The organism is Rothia terrae, from assembly GCF_014705925.2.
Classification (GTDB): Bacteria; Actinomycetota; Actinomycetes; order Actinomycetales; family Micrococcaceae; genus Rothia; species Rothia terrae.
This window is the reverse complement of record NZ_CP062960.1, coordinates 20,404-46,723: the sequence shown is the minus strand read 5'-3', so window position 1 is coordinate 46,723 and position 26,320 is coordinate 20,404. Positions and strand designations below refer to the sequence as shown.

Below are 26,320 nucleotides of genomic sequence, written 5' to 3'. Positions count from 1 at the left end.
GAAAAAGTCGATAACAATCAGCGTAAGACCAATACATAAATAACTGGAAAGCAGACAGCAAGACCGCTGCTTTCCAGTTATTTTTCAAAAAGAAACTAGTAGGAAATGACTACTTTGCCCACCACATGAGAGGTTTCGACCCGCTGATGTGCCTGACGGAAAGTATCTACTTTCAACCCTGAAAAATACTCAGTGGCTGTACTCTTGATTGTCCCGTTATCCACCAGAGTCGCCACTTCTTCCAGAAGCTTCCCCTGATAGTCCATGTCCTCGGTTTCGAACATGGATCGAGTAAACATAAATTCCGGGGTAACAGTTATGGACTTAGGTTTAAAGGCACCGATGTTTAAGGATTCAGGATCATCAATCAACACAAGATGGCCTTGAGGATTCATTACTTCAGCAAGTTCCTCTTCCTTACCTGTGGTGTAGGCCGAAAAAACATAATCCGCGCCATCGAGTTCCCTCAACTGCGAGGCTAACTCTTGGTGATGATCCACGATGTAGTCTGCACCCATCTTTTTGCACCATTCTCTAGACTCTTCGCGAGAGGCTGAGGCAATGACTGTTAGTGAAGTTTTAGCTTTTGCTAGTTGAATAATCATCGACCCGACACCGCCGGCGCCTCCATTGACGAATAGGTTTCCCGTTGATTCTTTGGTGAGTTTCATGTGATCGAACAAGGTCTCCCACGCTGTGATTGCGGTGAGTGGGAGAGCTGCTGCATCTTTAAAATCGAGAGAAGATGGCTTGTGAGCGACGATCCGATAGTCTACAGCGTGGTATTCTGCGTTGCTTCCTGGGCGGGTGATATCCCCTGCGTAGTACACGGCATCGCCAATGGAAAAGCCCTCTACTTCTGAGCCCATATCTTCGATGGTTCCTGCGGCGTCCCAGCCGAGTATTTTAGGTTCTTCCTGTGATCCGGAGCTAGTTCGTACTTTGATGTCTACCGGGTTGATGGAGACGGCGTTTATTTTAACGAGGAGGTCCTTTGGCCCAATTGTAGGTTTGGGTGCGCTAGTTTCTAGAAAGGCATTTTCCTCTTCGATGGGTAGTGAGTCGGTGATGGCGATTATTTTCATGTTGTTATCCATGAAATTAATAATAAGTGGTGGGGTGTGGGCACTTTCAAGGGGGGGTACCTTTGTTGTTCTTGAAAGAGCCGGGGCTTAATCTTCATTTAGAGCAGCCGACTCTTACTGGTGCTTTGATTGAAGATTGGTTGAAGCGTGTGAATGAATGTCGATACCAAGAATTCCATCATGACGCGCCAAGGTATCGAGAATAGGTAGTCTTAGGGCGATGTACTCTAAATCAGGGTTACCAACTTACCCATTTTTCTTTTCTAATCTATGAATCTCAGGGCAAAACAATAACCCCGGCGATATACGCACCAGCGTAGGAATCGACCCGGGGGTTTCACCTCTAACTGTAATACTAGAAAACATGAAAAACAACCAGCCCCTCACCGACCTCGAACACTGGTTTTCTGCGCCCAGACTCAGCAAATACTCTCACCACCCAGACCCTGAGCGGCTTTATATTTACAATGCCCGAATCACCAAAGAACTTCTCGTCAAAATCGGGCACCTCGAAGTCCTACTGCGCAACGCCATTGACCGCGCACTCAGTGCCGTCTACGGAGTCGACTGGTTCTTATCTACACGCATCCCGCTCACACACCAAGCGCAAAAATCAATCAAGAAAGCCCGCCAACGAACCCACCAAACAATGACCCCTCCGACTCTTCCAGGAAAAATCATTACGGATTTATCCTTTGATTTTTGGTGATTCCTCTTTACCCGCACTTATCAAAGTACGGTATGGCCTAAAGTCCTGGTTTCTCTCACTCACAAGGTTTCTCGGGAAGAGTTTGAAAACCACTTAGAGAGGACTTACAAGATGCGCAATCGTTGCGCTCACCATGAACCGTTATCCCGATTAGATGTGCAACGTGAGAAAAGGCAAACACTAGCGGTTTTGGACTCCACCCATACATTAACTGAGCTGATTGACCCTGATGCTGCCGATTGGATTGCGAAGCATTCAACGGTTACAGCGAGTTTGGCCAAAAGACCATAAACGCCTCACTTGTTTGAGAAGGCTTGGACACTCGCACATGTCTGTAAAGGCTAGACGATTCACTATAATAGAAAGGCTGTCTACAAAATATGGGTTGATATCCCCTGAATAGATAAGTACTTCATGCCTTCTCTCAAACTTCCCAGACCAAAATCAAACTCCCCAAAACAAAGTAGCAAAAGGCGGAGTCCTCTCCTGCCTGGGATGCCTAGGAATCGCAGTTCTCTTCTTTGTTATCCTTTTTATCGTCGCTCTCGTTCAAGTCATCACAGGCAACTCCCCTGAGAGAACCAACTCGGCAACCACCCCCTCACCCACTACTTCCCTCAGCGCCTCAGCTACCCCCTCGGTAGCACCCCCACCCTCACCAACCATCACCAGCGCAACACCCACCCCGGCGGCAACCAGCCCCTCCCCCACAGCCGTCCCACTGGCCGATGAGAAAAACACCGCAGCGGTGCCAGGATCAGACACCACACAATCCTCCGATGCCCAGACAGCCCTGGACACCCTAGAAACCCTCGAAGTCAAAGGCCGAGCACCGAAAACAGGCTACTCACGCGAACAATTCGGCCAAGTATGGGCAGATATAGACCACAACGGGTGCGATACCCGAAACGACATCCTCCGCAGAGACCTCACCAGCATCACCGCCAAACCTAGAACCCACGGCTGCAAGGTCATCACTGGAGTACTCGATGACCCGTACACCGCAACCACCATCGATTTTCAGCAAGGAAAAAACACCTCCAGCGCTATCCAAATTGACCACGTGGTCGCTTTATCAGATGCATGGCAAACCGGAGCGCAAAATCTCTCGACTACCGATCGGGAACAGCTCGCTAATGATCCAGTGAACCTGCTTGCAGTGGATGGACCGGCGAACCAGCAAAAGAGCGATGCAGATGCAGCAACGTGGCTGCCTTCAAACAAGGATTACCGGTGCACCTATGTCAGCAAACAGATTGATGTGAAAGCTAAGTATCGCCTGTGGGTCAAGCAGCCTGAAAAGGACGCGATGATTCAAGTTCTCGGTAACTGTGGTGCGACTCTACCTGAAAAAACTCAGGATCCTGCCCCAGTAGTGGAAGAACCTACTCAGGCTCCGGTGCAACAGGCTACTGCTCCGGCATATGTTGCCCCTCCTGCGGAACAGGCACCAACTCAACAGGTACCGGCTCAGCAAGCACCGGCTACTGCTGTATTTGCGAATTGTGCTGAGGCGCGTGCTGCTGGAGCGGCTCCGCTGTATGCAGGTAGCCCAGGATATTCTTCTAACCTAGACGGCGATCATGACGGTATCGCTTGCGAACGTAAGTAAGCACAAGAGCCCTCTCCCTAAGATTTAGAGAGAGGGGCTCTTACTATCTGTGGTGAGCATGCCTTCGTAGAACATATCAAGTGCAACTGACCTGTAGGTAGGTTATTAACTTCAGCTATACACAAAAACGCTAAGGCCCCAGCCCACTATCCGTTCTGGGGAATCATCGACGGATCAGCTTCACCCCAATTACCTTCCGGGGTTACCAAAAAGGTGCCAACAGTCCCAGAACCTCCGGCTTGACGCATAGATTCCGATCGAGCCACCACTACATACTGGCCAGGAGCTCCTTGAGCATCCGGGAGAACCTGAGTGACAGCGGCTGTAATATCTGGATTGTTCTGGAATTTTTGTTCCAAAAGATATTCAGCAGCTTCTTGCTCATTATGCACAACGATGGGGTAGGTGGGCATAGGAGGGCAGGTTTCAATCGTTTCTACCCCTGGACCACCTTGAGGATTGCACCATGAAGGATTAGCTACTGGCTCAGTAGCTTGCTTTGAAGGCTCAGTGGTCTGCACCGGTGTTGCAGAAGGCTGCGATTCACCCTGAGGGGAGTTTTCCGGAGTTGGAGAGGGCGTAGTAGCAGATGGGCTCGCGGTTGAAGACGGTGAAGGTGTTGCCTGTGATGACGCGGCTTGCGTAGGTGAGGCAGTAGCAGAAGCCGCTACTGTGCTGTTCGTCGGTTGAGTATCTTTCGAGTCCGTTTTTTCTTGATTGCTACTACCGCATCCGGTGAACAGGGCAAGAAGAGCAACTGCGGAGACAGCTTTGAGTGCATGTTTCATAAGATTTCCTGAGCGGGTAAATAACTAGTTTGATACTCTTCGAACTTACCTTCCATCAGAGACATTGCTAAAGGCAATACAGTGATATGTCTGGATATGACACCCAAGTCTTTGGCTGTGGGTTAGTTCTTTCACGAACTAGGCCATGCACGTATTTTCCTTGTCTTGATGGGAAGTTGAGGTTTTTTGATGTGATTGCATAGACTTCAGCTACCCCATCCAAAAAGAGCCAGGCCAGAGAGTAGGCTTTACCAACATGCGCTACCGAACCACCCCTCTAGAAAGAACCACCGACGCTTACAACCAGCGAGCCATCGCCTACGCCAAAGCCATAGGGAACTGAAGAAGATAACCGTTAGCACCGTGCGCTTCTACACCATCCATACCTGCATCAACGGCCCTTCGAGCGCCTTCGGTAAATTTCTGGATAACCCTTTTAATACCCTCGGCATCCAGAGCAATAAGAAAGGGAGGGGATTGGTCACCACCAATCCCCTCCCCTCTTCATTCTTTAGTCAAGAATTATTTTGCGGTAGGAATGCTACCGTGCGGATCAATAACATACTTCAATGATGAACCCTTATCGAAGTCCGCGTATGCCTGAGGTGCCTCATCAAGGCTAATGACCTTGATGTTGAGCATATCTGAAAGATAAGGCATACGATCCCACAGAATCGACATCATCAACTCGCGGTTGTAATGCATAACCGGTGCCTGACCACCGGCGATACGAGGCGATTTAATCCAAGCATCACCGAAGTTGAGAGAGTAAACACCCTCACGCTCAGCAGGAACAGGAGAAATAGGGTTAGCACCATAAACACCGATGATGCCGGTTGCTCCACCGGGACGGGTTGCATCCAGAACCTGATTGATAGCGTAAGACGATTTGGTCTTCTCAGCCTCTTCGCCCAGACCGTGTGCTTCGTTGCCTACATAATCAACTGCGCAGTCAACATAGGGAGTGCCAAGGATAGCTTCAATCGCATCATTGATGGAGTCAACCTTGGAAAGGTTGATGGTCTCGCAACCATTCTGGCGAACCAGTTCCAAACGATCCTCATAGTAATCACCCACGATGATGCAAGATGCGCCCATGAGGCGAGCAGCAGCAGCACCACAACGACCTACCGGACCAGCACCTGCAATATAAACAGTAGAACCAGGCTTCACACCCGCTTCGACCAGACCATGGTAAGCAGTGGGCAAAATATCGGAAAGCACTGCAAGGTCTAGAATTCTCTCCATTGCCTGATCCTTGTCAGGGAAACGAAGAAGCTGGAAGTCAGCGTAGGGCACGAACATGTATTCTGCCTGGCCGCCTGCGAAGCCACCAAGGTTGAAACCGTATGCTGCACAGGAAACCTCAGGGTTAGTAGTTTCGCAAACCTCAGTACGTCCGTTGCGACAGTTACGGCAACGACCACACGCTACGTTAAAGGGTACAGAAACGATGTCACCGGGCTTGAGGAACTCAACATCTGAACCGACCTCTACAACTTCACCGGTCATTTCATGGCCCATCACCATACCTTCGGGTACAGGGAATGAGCCACGGTAGATGTGCAAGTCACTGCCACAGATATTGGTAGCAATCAGCTTGACGATAACGCCATGGGGGGCTTTTTTGCCGTTGGGCATTTCTAGCTTGGGGAAGTCAAGGGTATCCACGCGCATATCTTTTACGCCGTGGAATACTACTGCGCGATTTTTATCTGCCATGATTTTTTCCTCACTGCTTTCTTCTTTGAGGAAGCTCTTAGGGGTGAAGCTAAAACTCTTGAGGAGAATAACCCCTCAGAAAAGCGAGCATTTTTTCGATTTCAAGGGATTCTTAGCTACTGAGCAAGCGTAGCATAGGGGTGGGGGCGGAATCATGGCCCCTTCATTGGAAGGGATATAGAAGGTCGTCGTCTATAAATCGGCGAAATAGACAATGCAGCGGATTATGTGATTGATATGGGCCCCGGCGCAGGAGAAGAAGGTTGGCAAATCGTGGCCGCTGGCACCTCAGCGGAGGTTGCGACTTCAGCAAAAAGTGTTTCGGCACCATTTTTAGCGGCGGCCTTGAGGTAAGAACCTATTCATGGTTTGGAAGGGTCATTTATAATCCTTCTAAACTGAGTATCTTATTGAACTTTATGGGCTACTTTGCCCCCTTCCCCCGGTTTATCTGGTGGTCTTATAGCGGAGGCAGTTAGCATCTTTTGATTGCATTCGCCCGATTCCTTAACTTGGAAAGGATTTTGTACATCTTCCTCTCTCCCCTACAGTTAAAACAGTAAGTTTTCTTAGTATCACTAGATTCAAGGAGTAACCATGGCTGACCTCAGCAATAAAAAAGTTCTTATTCTCGCTAGCCAGGGTGTAGAGCAGGTTGAGCTTACCTCGCCGCGCGACGCACTCAAGGATGCCGGTGCGCAGGTTTCACTAGCAGCCCCTGAGGGCAAAGAATTCCAGGCTATGAACGGCGACTGGGAAAAAGCAGACACCTTCACTCCTGATCTTTCGCTGGCAGACGTTAACGTTGAAGACTACGACGCGCTCGTCCTCACCGGCGGTACCCTCAACGCGGATGCAATGCGCATCAACCCCGAGGCTCGTTCCATTACCGTTCAGTTCTTTGAGGCAGAGAAGCCCGTTGCAGCTATCTGCCACGCACCTTGGCTTCTGATTGATTCCAAGAAGGTTGAGGGCAAAAAGCTCACTTCCTACACCTCGGTGAAGCTGGATCTTGAAAACGCTGGTGCCGAATGGGTTGATGAGGAAGTTGTGGAAGACGGCAATCTCATTACCAGCCGTAACCCCGGTGATCTTGAGGCGTTCAACAAGGCGATTATCGCTAAGTTGAGCTAGTCGCACTTAGGCAAATATAAGCCTTCATCACACGATACGCAGGTAGGGAAATTCTCGGTTAGCTTTGCCAGGATTTGCTCTACCTGCGTATTAGTTTTGGCGGATCATGAGGTTTGTTTATGGGGTCCGTAGCCGCGAAGAAAATGCATGCTCATGCCAGAAGAAAGCACTTTCCTATGAGCCATAACGACTACCTAAAACCAGAACTCGGGAACCACCAAGGTCATGATTTGAGCAGTGCTCCACTCAATCACTAATCACAGGCTACATTTTCAATCCATTTTTGAACTTATTCTGCGTCAGTAGATCTTACTGGATCTTTCGAAAGGTTCGACGGGACCGCGGTGCAACATCTTTTACCACCGACTATCAATTTAGTGCCACAGCCAAGCTATCCTTTTACTTTGTATTTTCGGTTACATCTAACCTCAATGAACGAGGACTCACTACTGATCTTGTGATTATAAATCAGAGCAAAGAAGAAGTTCCTTATGGTGTGGGGCTCATCCATATCTGATTGCTGGTTCTCCCAAAGAAGGAGAGGGCGCAGTGGATAGGTTGTCTCTGACAGATCCAGTGAGTACCTATATGGAAGTGAACGATCGGATGATTCCGATAGTACAGAAGCCCGTGAGCGCGGAGTTGGATTTAGCGAAGACTTTGTCTTTGCGGGGTGTTCATCTAGACCATGCTTTCGGGGGCTTACGAGAAACGTGGAGGGGAAGCTGTTATCACCTTGACGAGGGAAGGTGGGGCGTCTATTTCGCTGACAGTAGGTGAAAGTATTAAATGTTTGCAATTCTCCACTGATGACTAGAGACGTCAGGGTGTTGCTGTGGAACCAACGACTGCTCCTATTAATGCGTTTAATAATGGAATTGATTTGTTAGTTCTTGAGGCTTATTCAAAAGTAGGAACACACCCACACCCCACCAACTAGACAACGGCCCCACCAGCGGCAAAAATAAGAGGATTAAATCACTACAAATAACCTCAAGCCATACCGGAAGAACCGTTGCTCCACCAGCGTACAACAGGGCTCACACCTCAGCAATTCACCACGCTACTGACAGCCCTCACCTCTCATATCACCTGGGCAAAACCAGGCGGAAGACCACCAGCACTAACCCTGGCCCAGGCCCTTAAAGTCACCCTTTTCTACCACCGACACAACCTCACCGAAGAACTCCTGGCAGAAATCTTCAACACCTCCCAGCCCACCATCTCACGGACCCTCAACACCGTTGAAAAAGCACTTGAGAAAGCCCTCAGGCCGCTAGAACAGTCTATAGAAAACAGCCTGAAAATCCCTGGTTCACTGGTGATCGACGGCACCCTAATTCCCACCTGGAACTGGCGTTCACTAGGAAAAACAAACTTTTCTGGTAAGCATAAACGAGCCGGTTTCAACCATCAAGTGATTTGCACCCTGGGCGGGAAACTACTGGCCATCACTGACCCGGTCCCTGGCGCTAGGCATGATGCCTATGCCTTCAAGCATCATGGCTTGGAAAGATATCTTGATGAGAGCACTTTGGCTGATAAGGGTTACATCGGGTTGGGGCTGGCCACCCCAGTAAGACGCAGCAAAGCCCGCAGGATGCCTGCAGATGTGAAGGTGGTGAACAGGTTCATTAATTCACGCCGATCGGTGGTGGAGCGGGTTATCGCGCAGGTCAAGACGTGGCGGGTTTTGCATACAGGTTTCCGGCGGCCGCTGAGCGTGTATGGGCGGGTGTTTGCGGTGGTTCGGGGGTTGGTGTTTTATGCGGCTGGGAGGACTTTTGAATAAGCCTCCTTGCTTCTAAGGGAGCGTCATAGTTGCTGGTGAAGGATTTCAGAAATCCAGCTACTTATTTATGAGTGGTTTTTGCTGTATAGCCCTCTAGCGATGGTTAGTTGAGCGATGCCCGACCTCTAAAGCCAGCAACACCAATTTTCCCTGATCAATATCCAAAATGACCCGATACGACCCTACGCGATAACGCCACAACCCTGAATAATTACCAGTCAAAGCCTTACAGTGGCTCTGCGGATACTCAGAATCGACTAGTTTTTCCAACTCATCTAATACCCGTCGGGCAACCGGTTTATCTAGCTTCTTTAATTGCTTAAAAACTCTGGGTGTCAATTCCAAGGACCAAGTACCACTCATAGTCCTAGTTCTGCCCGTGCCTCTGCCAGGTTATACGTCTTGAGTTTGCCTGATCGTGCCGCTTCAGCATCAGCCTTGAGAGCAAAGGCGTGCTCAATCTCTGCCAGGTGCTCTTCCAAGAGGGTATTTATATAAAAAGATACAGGTCGATTGGTTTGCCGCGAGAGCTCTTCCAGGCGTTCCCGAACATCATTTGAGGGACGGAAAGTAAATCCCTTACGGGGTTTTGTTTCTACTGTCATGCAATTATCGTATTACACGTCATTCATTGATTCTAGCGAGGGGAAGTTAAGTTCTCGTAGTGGAGGGGATCTTTACCCGCTAGGGCATTCAACGGTAATACAGATGATCTCATGCAGAAATTTACTCCAAAGGATACTTTGCCCCGTTAGAGCTCCCATAAATATGAGTGAGAATAAACCACAGCACTCATTGGAATCAGCACATGCCCGAGAATCCCTAGTTTTCAGAGAAAATTGCTCAGCCTGGCCGGGCCAAGTCTGTCGGGGTTGACTTCTCATAACGCCCACCTCAGCTCTGGGAGACGTTCCTCAGAAGGACCGGAGTGAGCAATTAATAGGGCTAAACAATATAGAACAAAACAATATTGTTCTATATTGTTTTGTTGAGATAATTTAGGTGGTTACTACCCCCCCCCCGCCTATTTTCTCCACTTCAAGAAGTGCCGTTCCACGTAGAAACCCTCAGCTACAAAACGGGAGAGCTCCCCTAATTGAAGAGACACCAACCATAGTGCGCTCTTCTAAAAAGCAAGAATCCTTTTATTCATCGCCCGAGTTCTTCCAAGACCAATACACCGTAAAACCCACCATCACTACAAAAATAATCAGGCCAGCCACTATCTCTCCCGGTGAATAGTCTGTCGGCCAACCAGCAGGACCATTCAAATCCATCCCCAGAACCATCACATACCTCTTTTGAGTAAAGAAAAATAAAAGACAGTCCCTATCCTCATCCTCTTTACTATTCACGTCGAGCAAACGATTCCAAACAATCATTCATTCTTGACGAACAATAGTAGGGTGGAATCATGGATCTACAGCATCTCCGCACTTTCCGCGCAGTAGCCCACTACGGAAGCGTTCGAAAAACAGCTCACGTGTTGCGCTACTCCCCCGCTTCTATCAGCCAGCAAATAACCCAGCTCCAAAAAGACATCAACCTTGCCCTCTTTGAAAAATCAGGCCGCGGTCTTAAACTCACAACCTCTGGAGAGCTACTGGTGACCAGGCTTGATGATTTCTTCCGTGAGTGCTCCAGCCTGGAAACATACATAGCAGGTCTGAGAGAAGAAAAAGAATCTGCCTTCTCCTGCTACTACATCACCTCGTTCGGGGCAGCTGTCATCCCTCATACTTTGCAGCAAATCACCAAAGATTTTCCCCGCACACGATTCGATTTGCACCTGAGCGATCAGCCTCATATCGTTACCTCACCCCAGCCAGACTTGCAGCTCATTGTCGAAGAGGAAGGGTTCAAAACCCCACCTCATTTCATTCGTCATCGAATCCTCACCGAACCTTACTGTGTGGCAATTCCTCAAGACCACAGGCTGGCTCAAAACGGAGACCCTCTGGATTTGGCAGATTTGAAGGATGAACTCTGGATCGATACTGAGCCAGCTAAAGGATGGTGCTGGCAAACCTTAGTCAATAGCTGTCAGAGAGCAGGGTTCTTTCCTAATTTTCATGTGCAGGCTTATGACTACCCCATGGCACTGCAACTGGTTTCCAGTGGGTTGGGAATTTGTGTATTGCCGCGCATTGGTGGGCAACGACCTGGAGAGAAAGTAGTAATCCGCAACCTTAATGATTCTGGTCCTCGGAGGACTATAAGTGCCTTAATCCCGCAGGGTGCAAAGGAAGAACCTATTGCAAACAGAATGATTGAACTACTACGCGTGAAGGCCTCGCCAAAACGGTTCTGAAGCTCAATCTGTGTGGCTATCGCAACTTATTGCCCACCTCAGCTCCGTGGAGTTAGCCATTATATGAAGGGTGTTTCTTTTCAAATTGCCGGGTGCTACCCCTGGGACTCTCTACAGGTTCAAAATAAATCTATTTTGTATAAAACAGAACAATATTGTTCTGTTTTGTTTGTGCGATGCAGTCTCTGAGGGAAACTGTTAATGCTTCATGTGAGACCATGCTCGCCAGGTTCTACTCCATTCCTTGGTGAGCCCGCCCAGCTACTCGCCCACCAGTCATACAGTAGTGTCCAATCTCGCGGGTAGAGCGAGAGGCTTATTCATCATGGAAATCCGGCGTAGGGATTCTTCATTGGAGAGTAAGGAATATGTACCCTTGCCCTGGGTCAATAGTCCGAAGAATTTTCTACCCAACTAATTACAAACAGAACAGTATAAAACAATATTGTTCTGTACTATATTGTTCTGTTTTGCCCACCCTTCCCTTGGGCTATCCCCAGTGGGGCGATGGTTACAACGAATTTTCCGTTCCGCACCAGCATTGAATGACAGGGGTGTGCATGAAGTCAGAGTTCATATGTTGGTGGGCACCCCCTTAGTTCATTTGCAGATGGAGGGAAATCGCATGCCAAAGAATCCTCAAGAACTAGGGTTCTGACACTTTACCCAGCAGCAAAACAATATTGAACATAACAATATTGTTCTGTTTACTCTCCGTTATCCAACTATCTTGACAGTATTAGCTAAAGACATGGAAATTCACGGGATCCCATAAGCTTCGCCTTGCCCCAGGAGAGGGGTTACAGCACGTGAGGTGAGTAAGGGTAGAAACAAATAGCTTCCAAATAAAACAAAACAGAACAAAACAATATTGTTTTGTTCTGTTTTATATTGTTCAGTTAGATTTTATTGCTCGTGAATAGGAACAGCGTCCCCGAACTTTTCCTCCAAGGTGGTGAAGAAATACCGTTCCAAAAGCTTGGCCTTACTGATATCTAGCTCTTCTGCTGCGTAGTCCATCAGAGCTTTCTGACTCTTGGTGGCTTGGATGGTGTAGGCGCCGACTTTGCGGCTGGATTTTGCTCGTGCTCGGACACGTTCTTTAGTGCCTTGTGGTTCTGATTGTTCCTGCAATGTTTGAGGGGAGGTTGCCTCTTCAAGGGATGGCTTTTCAGCAGCATTGATGAATTCATCTACGGACTGTCGGGGTGTGCGAACTCGTACCATTTATTTAACCTGATCTTTCAAAGCAAGAATTTCTTGAGAGAGAAGTTGGATTTCTGCCTTAGCCTTAGGGTCCTTACTCTCAACTACCGATATACCTTCACTCAGGGTGCTCTGGTAGCTCTTACGGTGATGAATCACTACGTTGGCTACTGTGGCATCAGTAGGGAACACCTCTAGATATTTCCTCGCTTCTTGCACCTCATCACTCATAGCGTGTGTAGAGGCTCGGGCAATCACAATGAGAGTTTTGAGGTTTTCGTTGTAGTCTCGAGCGTTTTCGATGGTTGTTGCCAAATCGAGAGTGGAGTCAAGATCAGCTTGAGATGTTCCGGTGGGAACGAGAAGAACATCTGCGGCGGTCATTGCTGAACGCATTTCAGGGGAGTCTTTGCCTGCTGTGTCGATGAGGACAACGTCGTTTTGTTCCTCGAGCTCTTTGAGGGTGGCTGCTAAGCGTCCTTGTTTGCGGGTCGTAATCACTGGAGGCAGTCCGGCGTCTTCTCGATCATCTGCCCAGCGAGATGTTGTGCTGACAGTGGGGTCAGTTTCGAGAACATGAATTTTTTTACCTTGCTGCTGAAAAGCTACAGCAAGATTAATCGCCAGAGTTGATTTTCCAACCCCGCCTTTGTGGTGAGCGATAAGTAAGATCATGCTTCCATAATAATCCCTAATAGAACTGAACACTATAGAACAAAACAATATTGTTTTGTTCTATAGTGTTCAGTTCTATTTTGTTCTATATAGCAGAGGGGTGCAAGTCATGAGGGAAATATGATCCCTCCCGTCTGAGGAGCAACGCCTTTCGACCCCAAAACCGTTGACCATGTATTCAAAAAACAACAATACTGTTCTATATAAAACAATATTGTTTTATATAGAACAGAACTATTTAGAACAGTTCTGGATACTGATGACGAGCTTGAGCCTCTCCCAACAAAGCAACCTTAATGCGACGTTTCACCTCAATCGATGGACCAGTGACTTTCTTTGAAGGCTTCTGAGCAAGCAGATCACCAAGAGAAGAGCGGCGTTTTTGATACTCATGATTCTCCACTGCGGTGCGGGATTCTAGAATTGACTCTTCTCGAACCCAAGCGTTCATACGCAAAGTAAGCCACTTCTTCACTGACCGCATTCCCTCAGCACCACGAGTGTTATAAGCACTGTTATCAGCTCTGCGCTCCAGAGCATAGAGAACATCTCTTACTGTCCAACCTGCTTCAAAGAAAGGTTGAACTACACCTGTAATAGCAGTGGCACTGAGAGAACGAAGGTCGAAACAATGATGCTGAAGTACCCGCACAAGATGGGTTAAGGCTTGTTGTTTCGCTTTGAGAGTGGGATATGAGTCTTGCAGGCCTTGTCTCTTCTTCTCCAGGGCTCCTTGATGGGAATAAGCGTAGAGAGCATAGCGTTGTTTGCAGAACTGATCGAAAAGACCTTCCCGAATAGCGCGATAATAGGAAATTTTTTCGTCCCTTAAAGGTGAAGGGCAGTCAGTTACAAAGAGGTACCCGTTTTCATCGTAAAAAGACTCATCGGCGTCTAGGGCAGCTGATGGGGGAGTGGGTACGGTGAGGCCGTAAACGGGTGCGAGGTTTTTCTTCTCTTGCCACTGAGGGGCCATGGCGGCACTACGTCCTGAGGCAATAACAGTGAGTAGCTGGTGCTCTTTGAGCAGCCGTAAACAGCGTTGCACGCTACTGATGCTAGTGGTAGCTAACTGAGCCAATGCGCTCCATGTAATGCGAAGAGTTCCCGTATCAGGGTTAAAAGCGTAGGAGAGTGCCTCGCATACCTTGTCGAAAGTGGCCTGAAAGTCTGCTCTGCGGTGAGAGATATCAATGTAATCTCGTACTGCTTGGAGCCATTGGGCGGGGGAGCAGGTGTAGGTGTGGTCGGCAGGTAGGGCTGCAAGTCGTGCTGCGGTGGAGTTTTCCCATTGAATGGGTTGTGTTGCCGGTCGTTTGACGTGGTTTTTGCGGGCGCGTTCTTGTTTTTGGGTGCACTTGATACGGTGTGGCGTCACATTACTTGCGCGATGGGGGGGTGTTGCTGGTATGCTAGACACCAAGAACACCCCCTGGTGGATATGAATGAGGATTCATGTCTTCCTTGCAGAGGAGGGTTTCTTACTAAGAATCCTGATGAGGCGGCTAAACTTCAGGTCAGGGTTCATATAGTCTTTTGAGCGGGATAACGTCGGGAAACGTTATCCCGCTCGACTTTTAAGTATTCACTTTTTCTTTTGTAGGCTCTGGGAGCCTCGGTTCGTCATAGCCCAGATTGCTAGCAATGAGCGAGCTCGCATAATAAGACATGGAGACGCCACGCTCTTGCGCAGCCTTCTCAAGCGAAGCTTTGACTTTGGGTGACATGCGCACAAATAGTCTTTCGACTTTCTCTGCGGACGGCACTCGCTTTGTTCTCTGGGGCATGGTTAATACCGTACCTTAACTGTGATGCCACATGAAAGTTCAAAAGGCAGCTTTCTTAACTATTAAGGAGGCTTATTCATAAGGGGGGGTACACACCCCAACCCCCACCAACTAAACAACGACCCCACCAGGTGGCAAAAATATGAGTGTTAGATCTCTACAAATAACCTCAAGCCACACCAAAAGAACCGTTGCCCCACCAGCGTACAACCGGCCTCACTGCCAAGCACTTCGCCACGCTCATCACAGCCCCCACCCACCACCTGGGTCAAACCTGCTGAAAAACCCCGCAAGCTCACCCTGGCCCAGGGACTAAAAATCACGCTCATTAGCTACCGGCACAACCTTACCCCAGAAGCCCTCACCCACCTCTTCGAAGTCTCACAGCCAACTATCTCACCAACCATTAAAACAACCGAGAAGGCCCTAGAGAAAGTCCTCACCCCACTGACTCGACCTCTCAAAGAGAACCTTAAAGCACCTGGTTCCCTCGTGGTGGATGGCACTTTAGTTCCCATCTGGAACTGGCGTTCATGAGGAAAAACAAACTTCTCAGGCAAGCACAAACGCGCAGGATTCAATCACCAAGTGATCTGCACACTTGATGGCACACTCCTGGCGATAACCGATCCGCTGCCTGGTTCTAGGCATGATGCTCATGCTTTTGGGGCTCATGGACTTAATTAGCTGCTGGATTCATCCACCCTGGCCGATAAGGGCTATGTGGGACTTGACGTGACTACCCCTACTCAGGGCAGGTCTGGGCTGGGCCTGTTTCGGGAGCAGAAGACGAATAATCGGGTGCTTAATCGTTTGCGGTTGGTGGTGGAGCGGGTCATCGTTCAGGTAAAGACCTGGCGGATTGTTCATACCGGGTTCAGGCGCCCGTTGGGTTTGTAGGGGCGGGTGTTTTTTCTGGTGTGGGGGTTGGTGTTTTTGGTTGTTGGGCACCCCTTATAAATAAGCCTCTCTGGAGCGGATTCAGCGCAGAATCCCGCATGTCGTTCATTAATGCCCGGTTTTTCGAATAGACGGGCTTATCTTGTCAGACCTCTGGGCTATAGAAATGAGTATGGTTTCTCAATTTCCTTCTCCTGCTCAGGACTATCAGCAGACCCAGATAGACCTGAATAAAATACTGGTCAAAGACCCGGCTAATACGTTTTTCTTGCGTGTGTATGGGGATTCGATGGAGGGCGCGGGTATTTATGACCAGGATGAGATTATTGTGGATCGTTCTATCAAACCGGAGACCGGGAAAGTCGTCGTCGCCTCTTTAGATGGTGAGTTCACGGTTAAGCGTCTAGGTGTGGATGGATATGGTCAAGGTTGGTTGCTATCGGAGAATCCCAAGTATCCTGCTATTCCTGTTTCTGCTGAGTCTAAGTTTTCTATCTTGGGTGTGGTGACGTTTTGCTTGCACCATACTGGGTAGAAAAGGGTTTTTAACGGGGGACAAGATTTTGCGCATTCTCAGCTCATGCCAATTCGCTCTATAAATTCTGTGTCTAAATAATTTCCGTTTTCTGATCTGATACGTGCAAAGCTTGACCATCGCGTAGTAACACCAACGGCCATTGTGTGCCGTATTTCTGGACTGTGGCACTGATTATGTCAATGGTATAAGGCCCTGTCGTGCCTTGGGCATGGGGGATAACAACATGAGGCACCAGGTTGAGCCCTTGATAATCTGAGAGGTTCGGAGCCTCCTCTGGGTCATCCATAACGGATGCCGGTTCAATAGAGGGTCCAGCAATAATGGCCCCAGCTGATGAGCCCATATACATCACACCTTTAAAAACAGCGTCCTTAATGATTTGGTCTGATTTGGTTGCGCGTAGCGTGTGCAATAAGTCGAAGGTAGATCCGCTAGCGATATAGATACCGTCCACTTCGGAAAGAACGTTTACAAGTTCCTCACGGGGTGTGTCTGAGAGAGACAGCTCTATGAATTCGGTGCATGAATCTTTGACCGCGTTGCGTTCCGCGATGGTGAAAGGGGATCCTTTGTGAAGTCTTGCAGCATCGTTGATATATGCAATTCTTCGCGGAGTAAATCTCTCTAATTCTGAATGCAGAAAAGACATGAGTAGCAGTTCCATAGGATTTATCCTCGGGGATACGACGTGGTTAATAAGTTGCAGTAAATGTACTGTGTATTATTCCTCAATCATACTCCTCAGATGCCTTGATCTTAGACCCGCCGTTTATACGAGAATATTCATACCAGTAGCCATCTCCTCCGGAACACATGTCATTTTTTGTTCATCTTCAGATGCTTTCTCTACACATATTTTGCCTAACTTACAAACAACACTTGTGGAGAGATCCAGGCGGGAAGCAACCTCAGAGTTATTCACGCCCTCGTTTTTGAACCGTGCGATGACCTTTGCCTGTTCAACCTCAGAATCTTTCTCGACCTGAACTAATTGTTCAATCTTGACTTCGTGCTCTGCAATCTTCTTTCCAACCGCAGCCTCATACAAGCGATTACTTTTATACAGTTGTTTTGGTGTCAGCCAGTAAGGTAGAACTCAGAACTAAGTAGAGTCCTCGCTTACCCGACGAATCTAACCGTTAAGCGAAACGCGCCTTGGAGCGCTTCGCAATATAGCTCGCCGTGGCAAGAGTTAAATCCGGGCGATTGTCCCGAATCTGCTTGATTATTGTCAGTTCTGACATCTCGGATAAAGGTTCGACAGTAATACTGTTAGCCCATTGAACTGCCTCTGCTTCGTTTTTAAACCCTGACTTTTTGAGCGCTAGGGTCTTCCCTCTGTGATCTCCAAAAATCTTGTAGGTGAAATTGGTAAGTCGACTACTCATGTATTATTCCTGTTTGTTGAATGGCGCTTCCATCTCATAGAAGGTGTTACTAACACTCAACTACGTTTGAATGGAAGCTTAAACGGTCGTTTATGACACACTAATCGGTGAAGACGACCGAACATTCCTGATCGTTGAAAAATCAACAGGTTTTTAAGCATGTTCAGTCGCTAAACCCAGTGCCACAAACTATGCGCCTATACCTCGCTCTCCGCACGAGTATTGATATATTCCAACCCATGGGATTGTCCCTCGGCTATGCCAGAGTCTCCCCTGGCGGCCTAGACATACACCTTCAACACGATCCAATCCCCGACTCCAGAAAATACGATTGATCATTGCAAAGTACGCCACAAAAACAGCGCTTTTCATACTGATCACTGGGAATGTCATTTCGAGGAGATGGACTTCGACGTCCGAATGCTCACGCTCTTTACCCGACTTGAGCAAACCCGAAATGCAGAAGTACCGCTGAATCCCGGAATAATCGGAGACTCAGCGGTCATTAATCAAACGATGATACATCTGGGTTAGGAGGTTAGGACGCTCAATGGTCTATGTCATCAATGGTCAGGTCCGCGACTTCGTGTCGCAGGTCAGCAATTAATTGGGGGGTCTGCGCGATCACGCGTCGTGCAATATCTTGGTATTGTTCTTTAGAACTAACGCTCAAAGCGGTAGTCACTTTGTCACGGAATGCTGAATCGCGAATTGAAGCGAGCCGGACAAGTTCCTCATAATTATTGTCGGTATAAAATTCCTCCAACTTTGCTTTGATTTCCGCATATGGAGATGAGAGCTGGAAAGTAATCATAGGATCCGTAATCTCAGACGGAACAGCAGTGACAAGATTTCGCCAAACCTCATCTGTGGCCAGCTTCTTGGCTATACGGTCCAATCCCTGATTCGCAGCGAGTGCAGTGATGCCGGCCGCCTTGGCCTCGCTCACACGATTTTCCACATTTACGCCATCTAACTCGGCGAGCTTGGTGGCCACAGCCTCGAGAACAGCAGGCATGTAGTAAAGGCTCTCGACTTCGCTCACTTTGATGGGGTGAACGCCCTTAGATTTCAGCGCCTCACGTTCTTGTTCTGAACGTCCGTCACCATCCACTATCCCTGCAGCATAAACCCAATGGTGTTTTTTGTCTTTTGGATTCCTTCAACACTGCGGATAACCCATTCGCAGTTACCGCTAGCAGAGAGCGTCCATTCAGGAAAAAGGAGACGGTAGAGGGCGTAATCGAGGCTACTGGCTGTTCCTTCAATGAATAAAATGCGTCTGCGCCCACCTAATATGGCTCGGCGGGCGGCCTCTGTCAGGTTAGCTTCTGGAGTGATCTCTTTAACATCCCAACAGGATGGCGCATTGTCAGACCACTCAACACCTAAGGCAGCAAACACCATTCCGGGACGAGTGCTCAGGCCGAGCGCGAGATCGAGGTCATGAGTCAAGACAACGAACGAGCAGTCTGCTCGCGCGTCAATCAATGCCTCAACCAATCCTGCAGATATGGAACGGTGCAGGTGGCGCTCTGGTTCGTCCAGCAAAATGATGCAGTTGTCAGGTGCTACCAGGATCTCTGCGGCCAGAAGCAACGCGCTCCTCTCTCCATCTGACATCTGTGCGATCGGATACTCAATGCCCGATTCCCGATGAAAAGCGTTAAATGTCTGCCTGTCGGTAGTTTTCACTTGGATGACAAGCCCAGCCTTTTCGAGCACCGAGTTTAGGACGTCGAAAAGTCGGGTACCGATGATTTCATCGATTTCTTCCGGCGAACGGCGCTCAGTTTGAGACAGCTCGGCGATGCGATGGTCCTCTGCAGCGATTTTTCCGAGCAGATCGAACAATGCAATATCAGTTCGCTGTGCGTCGGCATGATCCATGAAACGTGAGTCACTTGAGATGTTCCAATATCCAATAGTCCCCGTTAGTTCTTCACGACGGGAGGCGCTAATGTTTGGACCCGAGTTTGCAAACCAAATCTTCCGCTGCGCGAGCACACGGTGAATTTTGTCTCGCGGGGCTGTTGCTGCAAGATGCGTAGCGAGAGCGGACTTGCCTGTTCCATTCGCCCCAACGATGGTGATGACTTGACCAACGGCAACGTCTAAAATTAGAGAATCTCCTCCAACGCGAGGGATAATCCACGAAGTGATCGTGGCTTCGGAAAATAATTCATTGCTCATACACACAATCCTAGTTCTCGTCAGCCCTTTCTTCCCCGTCGTCCACGCCTATATAACGTTTCTTCGAAGCAATGCCTATTAGGGAAGGACAGCACACGAATGCCTCATCTCTCAATAACAAGAACTTCGCTCACACTCCCGAACACCAGGCAGAAAATCGTCTCGCAATGCACTACTAGTGAGACCGTAGATTTTTCAGCTGACGCCAAAGAGCGGGTTCGTGCTCGCGCTAAAGCTAGTCGCAAAGGTGGTATCTATACCATTCAAGCCACCAGATCCCAGAAAAAGCTCATGGTACATGCTGCTGAGCAGTTGGATATCAGTTAGGCTAAGCTCCTAGAGCGTTACTTCTTCACAGCTCTTGAAGAGCAGTTTGGGGCGGATGTTCCCATCACTAAAGAATAAAGCCAGGGAGAACAATCCAGGGAGAACAATGAGTTGGATTATTACTGACGATTCTGGAGTTTCAGACTTGTGGACATCTCTTATTGAAGATCTGAGGGAAGAGTATCTTTCTGCTCTCGAAATGATTTTCTTGGAGAAACAAATTACAGGATCACCCAGTAGGCTAGCGGCTCAGGTGCGGTTGGGTATCTGCCAAGAATGGAGCAACACTGAAAACGGGGCAGGGGCTGTTGTAATTTTCATAGGCAGTCTTGATTCCGCAGCCCCCAGTGGCTGGGGTGTGTTCTATCGATCATGCGAAGGTAAGGTTCTCAACCTTCACCCACAGAGCACAGAGAAGGACCCTTTCAAGAGGTACTTTATTAGTCAAGACGACCCAGAACCTCATAAAGCCAATATGGCCCTAGGGAGTTATCTCAAAGCAGCAACAGACAGTTTACTAAAAGAGCAAGAATACTCTGCTGGCCCAGTGTTTTTCTGATGATGCTATTTTAGAGCAGACTGCCGGAGGAGAGAATGACCTATCAGCCAGACCCGCACCACTACTTTCATTATCAGCCGCCACAAATACTGGCGGCCAAGAAGTCTCACTGGTGCGCGCGGGTCTGGTTCGGCGTATGGAGAGGATTCATTACCTTCAACAAAGTTCTCTGGATCCTTGGTATGTTTGTGGGTATCCCTGCGGTTATCATTCCGGTGCTCGGCTGGTTTCCCCAGGTTCGCACCTTCCTTGGATACCTCATGATTTGGGTGCTGATGATTAGCTTTATTGCCTACTGCTTAACCTATAACTGGTAGTAGGCAAAAAGTTACTGATAAGTAGCATTTAGAGTAGAATTTCCTACGGCGCTCTGCGTCAGTAAAATCAATATAAGAGTCAGTGGCATCTCTGGTTTTTTGGTTTCTCACCCCCAGAACCGTTGCTGGCCTATTCAGCCTGGGTCTGTGGTGGACCCTTGCTGGAGGGCTCCCGTTCTCTATTATGAGAGCGGGGGTCTTTTGCTTTAACGACCCTGATCACTAGCCATAACCAAAACTGCAACCACACCAAAAACAACAATAAAAATTGCACTAGGCCACGCTAGGGGAATACCTGCTAGCTGCTCAGAGAGCTTATCAACAAATGTCGCTAGGGCTACCGCACCGACAGGCACACCCAGAGAATACAGGGGATTAGGGGATTGCCTCTTTTGAAGCAGGGCAAAGAAGGAGATCGCCCCAATCGCCAGTATCGACCCAGTAAGCAACCACCAATGATTATTGGTCCCAGGCGAAATAGCCCGATACATGGGCAGCAGTAAGGCGTACAAGACAAGCCCGATGAACACCGACGTCGCCCAGCTGCCCTTTCCGTAGTTTCCACTAAAAGCAACAGCAAGAATAGCGACGCTGAAAGCGACCAAGGCCAAGGCAAAGAAGATAAGTAACCCCCATTGCCAAAGCTCCAGGGGCTCAATTGATTGTTCTGCCACTCGTCCAAATAAGTCAGTCTTTGTTGTCATGTTCAGCCTCCATGTGTCTCGATATTGAGCAGGTTAAATTCATGTTTTCACAAGTGGCTGACATTTTAAGGAAGAACCAGAGCAGAATCTAAAGATTTGATTTAATGCTTCTTTTCAACCTGGATACGGTAGGTCTTGAGATACTAAAGGTCTTAGCTACCTGGTTCTCACTCATACCATCAGCAAGTAGCTTCAAAGCTGCTTGCTGATGCTCTTTAGTGAGCTTAAGGGGGCGGCCGCCAGTTCTACCTTGAGCCCTGGCATGAGCTAACCCCTCATGGGTCCGTTCAACAATGAGGTTGCGTTCAAACTCTGCCATTGAAGCTAGTACAGAAAGAACTAGTTTCCCGGCAGGGGTGCGGGTATCTAGCTGAGTATCAAGGGCTTCAATTCTGATTCCTCGAGCGTCCAACTCCTGCACGGTGCGAAGAATATCAAGAGCGGAGCGCCCAAGACGGTCAAGCCTGGTGACGACAAGGGAGTCTTCATTCCGCATGTAGTCGATAGCAGCGCTAAGGCCAGGGCGGTCTGGTTTTATCCCTGAGAGTTTATCTGAGTAGATTTTTTCGCACCCATAGGCGGTCAGGGCTTGCTGTTGGGCTTCAAGGGAGTCTTGCTGTCTGTGCGTGGAGCCGCGGGCGTAACCAATTTTCATTGCTCACTACTCTCAGCTAGATTTTTGACCACTTTCAGCTCTCTGGCGCAAGCCTGAGATATTCATCTTATTCTCCCTTTGATATCTAATTTCATTTTCTATAGATGTCGGCCAGGGCTTCAAAAGCATCCATCCATTGTACGACCTGATGTTTAGAGGGATTTGGAGAGATTGCTCTTCCATGAGCTACATCGTTGCGACACTGATTGAAATAGGTATAAAAGTCGAAGGAATCTCCCACCTCTTTTAGGGGGTTGATTCCAGTATTCCTGTAAGCTTCACTTATGCTGGAAGCGGTTCCATTGCCTAGCTTTTTGATTTTTGTATTGCTAAGGTTGTCAGCTGTAGCTATTTCATATACAAAGTATTGCCAATGATGAGACAACTTATTGATGAGGGAATAGCTCATATTTTCCCAAGCTTCTGAATCTTCGTCACGGTCTTTCCCTGCATCTCTGTACCAGTCTTTCGCTAAAGAAATACCGCTCTTGAATTCTTCCCTTGCTGAATCATGGTCATCGTTCACAACTTCTGATGGCTTATTCATTTCTGTCCTGTCTCCATAGTTTTAGTATTTGGTAGAAATATCTGGTTTCACCATGGGTCTACTACTTATCAAAAAAGGTCGTTTATGAGGCTTATTCAAAAGTAGGAACACACCCACACCCCACCAACTAGACAACGGCCCCACCAGCGGCAAAAATAAGAGGATTAAATCACTACAAATAACCTCAAGCCATACCGGAAGAACCGTTGCTCCACCAGCGTACAACAGGGCTCACACCTCAGCAATTCACCACGCTACTGACAGCCCTCACCTCTCATATCACCTGGGCAAAACCAGGCGGAAGACCACCAGCACTAACCCTGGCCCAGGCCCTTAAAGTCACCCTTTTCTACCACCGACACAACCTCACCGAAGAACTCCTGGCAGAAATCTTCAACACCTCCCAGCCCACCATCTCACGGACCCTCAACACCGTTGAAAAAGCACTTGAGAAAGCCCTCAGGCCGCTAGAACAGTCTATAGAAAACAGCCTGAAAATCCCTGGTTCACTGGTGATCGACGGCACCCTAATTCCCACCTGGAACTGGCGTTCACTAGGAAAAACAAACTTTTCTGGTAAGCATAAACGAGCCGGTTTCAACCATCAAGTGATTTGCACCCTGGGCGGGAAACTACTGGCCATCACTGACCCGGTCCCTGGCGCTAGGCATGATGCCTATGCCTTCAAGCATCATGGCTTGGAAAGATATCTTGATGAGAGCACTTTGGCTGATAAGGGTTACATCGGGTTGGGGCTGGCCACCCCAGTAAGACGCAGCAAAGCCCGCAGGATGCCTGCAGATGTGAAGGTGGTGAACAGGTTCATTAATTCACGCCGATCGGTGGTGGAGCGGGTTATCGCGCAGGTCAAGACGTGGCGGGTTTTGCATACAGGTTTCCGGCGGCCGCTGAGCGTGTATGGGCGGGTGTTTGCGGTGGTTCGGGGGTTGGTGTTTTATGCGGCTGGGAGGACTTTTGAATAAGCCTCTATGAATACTCTCCTATTTCATCAAATAATTGCTCTGACTAGTAAATATCTGTATATTGCTGTAATCCATTGAGGAGAGCGTTTGAGAAATCTAGCATGTATATATCCCCTAACAAGGGGATAAAACATACATTACTTTAAGGACATAACATGCGGAATCTCAAAAATTTTGCTTGCGGTCTAGCAGTTGCTTCCCTGCTTTCTGTTGGTGTGGCCTCTTCCAGCCAAGCATTGCGTCTAGAGTCTGACCATGAAAATGGAGACCATGTTTTCTCTCTAAACCAAACTGATCAGAAACTAATTGCAGCTACAGCAGGTGGTGGCTTTGCTGGACTGGTTGGAAAAGTCCTCGGACAAGCCCCCGGAACTGCGGGAGCTATTGGCGGTCTCGGTGGAGCAATTTTTGATTTAGGTATTTGCCCAGATGACCAAGCTCTCTATATCTCTTACAAAACCAACCAGGTGGTTACTCCTCACGCACCGGAGGCAGAGATTACCGGTTCCTAGTGTCATTAATCTACGGTTTCGGTACATGAATAACGAACCACTGACACGCCCATAAACCACGTGCCGAAAACCTGTCTCGAAAAGGCACCCCCACGTTTTTGTGGGGGTGCCTTTTCAATATGCTCAACAAGCGGTGAAAAATTCTTAAATACTCCGTCAGAGCACGGCGGGCAACCTGAGAAGTGGCACCTTGCGCACCCGCCTGACACTCTGACGGCATGAGAAAAACCTCATACAATCGCAGCACAGAAGTCTTTAGACAGCTTGTTTTTTCTTCTCATATTCCTGAACGTGACGCCCCACAGTGCTTTTAGAAATTTCTAGTTTCTCGGCTATAGCACGGATGCTGAGACCTTCTGCTCTTAGGCCTGCAATCTGCTCGCGTTTGGTATTCGCGCGGGCTAAATATTGGTCTCTAGGCTCTGCCATAAGGCGTTGAACAGTTCGAGTAGTTACCCCTAATCGTTCTGCTGCTTGACGTGCAGTGAACTGACGACGAACAGGCTTAAGTGCGCTCATAGTTCATTACCTCTAATATTTCCAAGCGTTCATTCATCTTCTTTTTACGTCCTTGCTCGAGGTTTTTAGCCCAACGCTGTCGATTCACCTGCGTCTGTTCAGGGGTAATACGCGCCCAGACCCAGCGAGCAATAGATTTAGCAATCTGCGATACTTCCCCCTCACTCATAGCACCCCGAGAAAAATCATCGGCAATAACCGAGGCATTTTTCATGGAAGCAAACGCGTATACCGTTTCTGCCCATTCTTGATAATCGGCGTACCTCAAACGTGCTCGATAGGCCCGTTGGCGGGTGAGATTGAGGCTTATTCATAAGGGGGGGTAACAACCACCAACTAGACAACGGCCCCACCAGCGGCAAAAAATGAGAATAAAACGCCAATAATATACTCAAGCCAAACCGATCAAACCATTGCCCCACAAGCCTATAACAGGCCTTAACCACCAACAATTCACCACGCTACACACAGCCCTCAACAACCACCTCACCTGGTTCAAACCCGACCAAAAACCACGCAAACTCACCCTGGCCCAAGCCCTGAAAATCACCCTGCTCTACCACCGACACAACCTGACCGAAGAACTACTGGCAGGATTCTACGACGTCTCCCAACCGACAATTTCAAGGACTATCAACCTGATAGAACAAGCACTAGTGAAGATTCTCAGGCCACTGATCCAGCCACTGGGAAAAGCACTCGATGCACCCGGTTCACTGGTTATTGACGGCACCCTAATTCCCACCTGGAACTGGCGTTCACTAAGGAAAATAAACTTCTCCGGTCAGCACAAACGTGCAGGTTTCAACCATCAGGTCATCTGCACCGTTGACGGGAAACTGCTTGCCATCACGGATCAATTACCTGGTGCCAGATATGATGCTTACTGCTTCAAGAAACACGGTCTTGAGAAGTATCTGAATGAGACAACCCTAGCCGATAAAGGCTACGTCGGTTTGGGGTTGCTGACACCTGTTAAGCATAAGCCCGGGGTGAAAATGTCCAAGGCTGTTAAAGACAACAACCGTGTCATCAATACGCCGCGAGCTGTGGTGGAACGTGTCATCGCGCAAATCAAGACCTGGCGTGTTTTGCATTCGGTTTTCCGTCGGCCGTTAGGGTCTTATGAGCGGGTGTTTTCTTCTGGTGGGTGGGTTGGTGTTTTTGGCTGCTGGGCGCCCCTTATGAATAACGCTCATATACCGGACTATTAACGTGGCAGAGTACAATTTTCTCCTTCCTCGAACGCCCCTATAGTCGCTTACAGTCCATCACACCTATCTGGAAAATGTGGACGGTTCTATTTAAACAGGAAGCTAATAATAAATTGAGATGGAAAAATAAAAAGCGGGAGGCT

32 protein-coding genes and 3 pseudogenes are annotated in these 26,320 nt (G+C 48.5%); 14 read left to right on the top strand and 21 right to left on the bottom strand.

Annotated features, from left to right (window positions below):
- Positions 1–95: 95 nt before the first annotated feature.
- Positions 96–1,085: a zinc-binding alcohol dehydrogenase family protein gene (locus IDM49_RS11540; RefSeq protein ID WP_193836695.1), complete on the bottom strand. Its 990-nt coding sequence runs from the start codon at positions 1,083–1,085 to the stop codon at positions 96–98.
- Between the two features lie 364 nt (positions 1,086–1,449).
- Between IDM49_RS11540 and IDM49_RS11535 the strand changes: the two genes are divergently transcribed.
- Positions 1,450–1,794: a hypothetical protein gene (locus IDM49_RS11535; RefSeq protein ID WP_193836693.1), complete on the top strand. Its 345-nt coding sequence runs from the start codon at positions 1,450–1,452 to the stop codon at positions 1,792–1,794.
- A gap of 549 nt (positions 1,795–2,343) precedes the next feature.
- On the opposite strand, the gene IDM49_RS12345 is transcribed toward IDM49_RS11535, so the two are convergent.
- Positions 2,344–2,559: a hypothetical protein gene (locus tag IDM49_RS12345; protein ID WP_228008264.1), complete on the bottom strand. Its 216-nt coding sequence runs from the start codon at positions 2,557–2,559 to the stop codon at positions 2,344–2,346.
- Between IDM49_RS12345 and IDM49_RS11530 the strand changes: the two genes are divergently transcribed.
- Complete coding sequence (locus IDM49_RS11530; protein ID WP_228008263.1) at positions 2,543–3,406, top strand: GmrSD restriction endonuclease domain-containing protein; 864 nt, start codon at positions 2,543–2,545, stop codon at positions 3,404–3,406. The two genes, IDM49_RS12345 and IDM49_RS11530, sit on opposite strands and share 17 nt — an antisense overlap.
- Positions 3,407–3,552: 146 nt before the next feature.
- Here the strand turns inward: IDM49_RS11530 and IDM49_RS11525 are convergent, their stop codons facing one another.
- The 3 genes and pseudogenes from IDM49_RS11525 to IDM49_RS11515 all read right to left on the bottom strand — a co-directional run bounded on the left by IDM49_RS11525 (position 3,553) and on the right by IDM49_RS11515 (position 5,916).
- Positions 3,553–4,194 carry a hypothetical protein gene (locus tag IDM49_RS11525; protein WP_193836691.1) on the bottom strand — a complete coding sequence of 214 codons (642 nt, stop codon included), beginning with the start codon at positions 4,192–4,194 and terminating at the stop codon, positions 3,553–3,555.
- A gap of 342 nt (positions 4,195–4,536) precedes the next feature.
- A pseudogene (locus tag IDM49_RS11520) lies at positions 4,537–4,665 on the bottom strand (oxidoreductase); the annotation flags it as partial.
- A 51-nt stretch (positions 4,666–4,716) separates the two neighbouring features.
- Positions 4,717–5,916 (bottom strand): glutathione-independent formaldehyde dehydrogenase, encoded by a 1,200-nt coding sequence (locus IDM49_RS11515; RefSeq protein ID WP_193836777.1) that lies wholly within the window; start codon positions 5,914–5,916, stop codon positions 4,717–4,719.
- Between the two features lie 216 nt (positions 5,917–6,132).
- Here IDM49_RS11515 and IDM49_RS12590 point away from each other — a divergent pair.
- The 3 genes and pseudogenes from IDM49_RS12590 to IDM49_RS11505 all read left to right on the top strand — a co-directional run.
- A pseudogene (locus tag IDM49_RS12590) lies at positions 6,133–6,270 on the top strand (ethanolamine utilization protein); the annotation flags it as partial.
- Between the two features lie 243 nt (positions 6,271–6,513).
- The gene (locus tag IDM49_RS11510; RefSeq protein WP_193836776.1) at positions 6,514–7,050 is read left to right on the top strand and encodes a type 1 glutamine amidotransferase domain-containing protein; all 537 of its coding nucleotides are present in this window, start codon (positions 6,514–6,516) and stop codon (positions 7,048–7,050) included.
- A gap of 1,015 nt (positions 7,051–8,065) precedes the next feature.
- Positions 8,066–8,842: a transposase family protein gene (locus tag IDM49_RS11505; protein ID WP_193836745.1), complete on the top strand. Its 777-nt coding sequence runs from the start codon at positions 8,066–8,068 to the stop codon at positions 8,840–8,842.
- Between the two features lie 93 nt (positions 8,843–8,935).
- On the opposite strand, the gene IDM49_RS11500 is transcribed toward IDM49_RS11505, so the two are convergent.
- The 3 genes from IDM49_RS11500 to IDM49_RS11490 all read right to left on the bottom strand — a co-directional run bounded on the left by IDM49_RS11500 (position 8,936) and on the right by IDM49_RS11490 (position 10,224).
- On the bottom strand, positions 8,936–9,205 hold the full coding sequence (locus IDM49_RS11500) for a type II toxin-antitoxin system RelE family toxin (protein ID WP_193836775.1): 270 nt from the start codon (positions 9,203–9,205) through the stop codon (positions 8,936–8,938).
- Entirely contained in the window at positions 9,202–9,447 is a 246-nt protein-coding gene (relB, locus tag IDM49_RS11495) for a type II toxin-antitoxin system RelB family antitoxin (RefSeq protein WP_193836774.1), read from the bottom strand. Before relB ends, IDM49_RS11500 begins: the two co-directional genes overlap by 4 nt.
- 540 nt (positions 9,448–9,987) lie before the next feature.
- Positions 9,988–10,224 (bottom strand): hypothetical protein, encoded by a 237-nt coding sequence (locus IDM49_RS11490; RefSeq protein ID WP_193836773.1) that lies wholly within the window; start codon positions 10,222–10,224, stop codon positions 9,988–9,990.
- Between the two features lie 32 nt (positions 10,225–10,256).
- On the opposite strand from IDM49_RS11490, the gene IDM49_RS11485 reads away from it, so the two are divergent.
- Positions 10,257–11,153: a LysR family transcriptional regulator gene (locus IDM49_RS11485; RefSeq protein WP_193836772.1), complete on the top strand. Its 897-nt coding sequence runs from the start codon at positions 10,257–10,259 to the stop codon at positions 11,151–11,153.
- 906 nt (positions 11,154–12,059) lie between these two features.
- Here IDM49_RS11485 and IDM49_RS11480 read toward each other — a convergent pair.
- The 3 genes from IDM49_RS11480 to IDM49_RS11470 all read right to left on the bottom strand — a co-directional run bounded on the left by IDM49_RS11480 (position 12,060) and on the right by IDM49_RS11470 (position 14,115).
- Positions 12,060–12,380, bottom strand: coding sequence for a hypothetical protein (locus tag IDM49_RS11480; protein WP_193836771.1), 321 nt, complete (start codon positions 12,378–12,380; stop codon positions 12,060–12,062).
- Complete coding sequence (locus tag IDM49_RS11475) at positions 12,381–13,034, bottom strand: ParA family protein (protein ID WP_193836770.1); 654 nt, start codon at positions 13,032–13,034, stop codon at positions 12,381–12,383.
- Positions 13,035–13,272: 238 nt separating this feature from the next.
- Positions 13,273–14,115 carry a hypothetical protein gene (locus IDM49_RS11470; RefSeq protein WP_193836769.1) on the bottom strand — a complete coding sequence of 281 codons (843 nt, stop codon included), beginning with the start codon at positions 14,113–14,115 and terminating at the stop codon, positions 13,273–13,275.
- Between the two features lie 859 nt (positions 14,116–14,974).
- On the opposite strand from IDM49_RS11470, the gene IDM49_RS12585 reads away from it, so the two are divergent.
- The 3 genes and pseudogenes from IDM49_RS12585 to IDM49_RS11450 all read left to right on the top strand — a co-directional run bounded on the left by IDM49_RS12585 (position 14,975) and on the right by IDM49_RS11450 (position 16,256).
- On the top strand, positions 14,975–15,358 hold the full coding sequence (locus IDM49_RS12585) for a helix-turn-helix domain-containing protein (protein WP_193836780.1): 384 nt from the start codon (positions 14,975–14,977) through the stop codon (positions 15,356–15,358).
- Positions 15,359–15,379: 21 nt separating this feature from the next.
- Positions 15,380–15,721, top strand: a pseudogene (locus tag IDM49_RS12580) (transposase family protein); the annotation flags it as partial.
- Positions 15,722–15,893: 172 nt separating this feature from the next.
- Complete coding sequence (locus IDM49_RS11450; protein WP_228008266.1) at positions 15,894–16,256, top strand: LexA family protein; 363 nt, start codon at positions 15,894–15,896, stop codon at positions 16,254–16,256.
- Positions 16,257–16,329: 73 nt separating this feature from the next.
- Here IDM49_RS11450 and IDM49_RS11445 read toward each other — a convergent pair whose 3' ends face one another.
- The 5 genes from IDM49_RS11445 to IDM49_RS11425 form a co-directional block, all read right to left on the bottom strand.
- Positions 16,330–16,923, bottom strand: a complete 594-nt coding sequence (locus IDM49_RS11445; protein ID WP_193836767.1) for a Type 1 glutamine amidotransferase-like domain-containing protein — start codon at positions 16,921–16,923, stop codon at positions 16,330–16,332.
- A 105-nt stretch (positions 16,924–17,028) separates the two neighbouring features.
- Positions 17,029–17,307 (bottom strand): hypothetical protein, encoded by a 279-nt coding sequence (locus IDM49_RS11440; protein WP_193836766.1) that lies wholly within the window; start codon positions 17,305–17,307, stop codon positions 17,029–17,031.
- A gap of 91 nt (positions 17,308–17,398) precedes the next feature.
- Positions 17,399–17,647, bottom strand: a complete 249-nt coding sequence (locus IDM49_RS11435; RefSeq protein WP_193836765.1) for a hypothetical protein — start codon at positions 17,645–17,647, stop codon at positions 17,399–17,401.
- A 547-nt stretch (positions 17,648–18,194) separates the two neighbouring features.
- A complete protein-coding gene (locus IDM49_RS11430) occupies positions 18,195–18,761 on the bottom strand; it encodes a hypothetical protein (protein WP_193836764.1) in 567 nt (188 codons plus the stop codon).
- Complete coding sequence (locus IDM49_RS11425; RefSeq protein WP_193836763.1) at positions 18,761–19,840, bottom strand: AAA family ATPase; 1,080 nt, start codon at positions 19,838–19,840, stop codon at positions 18,761–18,763. Before IDM49_RS11425 ends, IDM49_RS11430 begins: the two co-directional genes overlap by 1 nt.
- Before the next feature lie 433 nt (positions 19,841–20,273).
- Here IDM49_RS11425 and IDM49_RS11420 point away from each other — a divergent pair, with 433 nt between their 5' ends.
- Both IDM49_RS11420 and IDM49_RS11415 read left to right on the top strand, forming a co-directional pair.
- Positions 20,274–20,726 (top strand): hypothetical protein, encoded by a 453-nt coding sequence (locus tag IDM49_RS11420; protein ID WP_193836762.1) that lies wholly within the window; start codon positions 20,274–20,276, stop codon positions 20,724–20,726.
- A gap of 35 nt (positions 20,727–20,761) precedes the next feature.
- On the top strand, positions 20,762–21,043 hold the full coding sequence (locus tag IDM49_RS11415) for a hypothetical protein (RefSeq protein ID WP_193836761.1): 282 nt from the start codon (positions 20,762–20,764) through the stop codon (positions 21,041–21,043).
- 206 nt (positions 21,044–21,249) lie between these two features.
- On the opposite strand, the gene IDM49_RS11410 is transcribed toward IDM49_RS11415, so the two are convergent.
- The 3 genes from IDM49_RS11410 to IDM49_RS11400 form a co-directional block, all read right to left on the bottom strand.
- Positions 21,250–21,747: a hypothetical protein gene (locus IDM49_RS11410; RefSeq protein ID WP_193836760.1), complete on the bottom strand. Its 498-nt coding sequence runs from the start codon at positions 21,745–21,747 to the stop codon at positions 21,250–21,252.
- Between the two features lie 88 nt (positions 21,748–21,835).
- Positions 21,836–22,402, bottom strand: a complete 567-nt coding sequence (locus tag IDM49_RS11405) for a recombinase family protein (protein WP_193836759.1) — start codon at positions 22,400–22,402, stop codon at positions 21,836–21,838.
- A gap of 91 nt (positions 22,403–22,493) precedes the next feature.
- Positions 22,494–22,949, bottom strand: a complete 456-nt coding sequence (locus IDM49_RS11400; protein ID WP_193836758.1) for a hypothetical protein — start codon at positions 22,947–22,949, stop codon at positions 22,494–22,496.
- 206 nt (positions 22,950–23,155) lie between these two features.
- Between IDM49_RS11400 and IDM49_RS11395 the strand changes: the two genes are divergently transcribed.
- Together IDM49_RS11395 and IDM49_RS11390 are read left to right on the top strand one after the other, a co-directional pair.
- The gene (locus tag IDM49_RS11395) at positions 23,156–23,932 is read left to right on the top strand and encodes a transposase family protein (RefSeq protein ID WP_193836745.1); all 777 of its coding nucleotides are present in this window, start codon (positions 23,156–23,158) and stop codon (positions 23,930–23,932) included.
- 155 nt (positions 23,933–24,087) lie between these two features.
- Positions 24,088–24,444, top strand: coding sequence for a hypothetical protein (locus IDM49_RS11390; RefSeq protein ID WP_193836757.1), 357 nt, complete (start codon positions 24,088–24,090; stop codon positions 24,442–24,444).
- Positions 24,445–24,699: 255 nt separating this feature from the next.
- On the opposite strand, the gene IDM49_RS11385 is transcribed toward IDM49_RS11390, so the two are convergent.
- Together IDM49_RS11385 and IDM49_RS11380 are read right to left on the bottom strand one after the other, a co-directional pair.
- On the bottom strand, positions 24,700–24,963 hold the full coding sequence (locus IDM49_RS11385) for a helix-turn-helix domain-containing protein (protein ID WP_193836756.1): 264 nt from the start codon (positions 24,961–24,963) through the stop codon (positions 24,700–24,702).
- Positions 24,950–25,177: a hypothetical protein gene (locus tag IDM49_RS11380; RefSeq protein WP_193836755.1), complete on the bottom strand. Its 228-nt coding sequence runs from the start codon at positions 25,175–25,177 to the stop codon at positions 24,950–24,952. Before IDM49_RS11380 ends, IDM49_RS11385 begins: the two co-directional genes overlap by 14 nt.
- A gap of 199 nt (positions 25,178–25,376) precedes the next feature.
- Between IDM49_RS11380 and IDM49_RS11375 the strand changes: the two genes are divergently transcribed.
- Positions 25,377–26,177, top strand: a complete 801-nt coding sequence (locus IDM49_RS11375) for a transposase family protein (protein WP_193836754.1) — start codon at positions 25,377–25,379, stop codon at positions 26,175–26,177.
- The last annotated feature ends 143 nt before the right edge of the window (positions 26,178–26,320 follow it).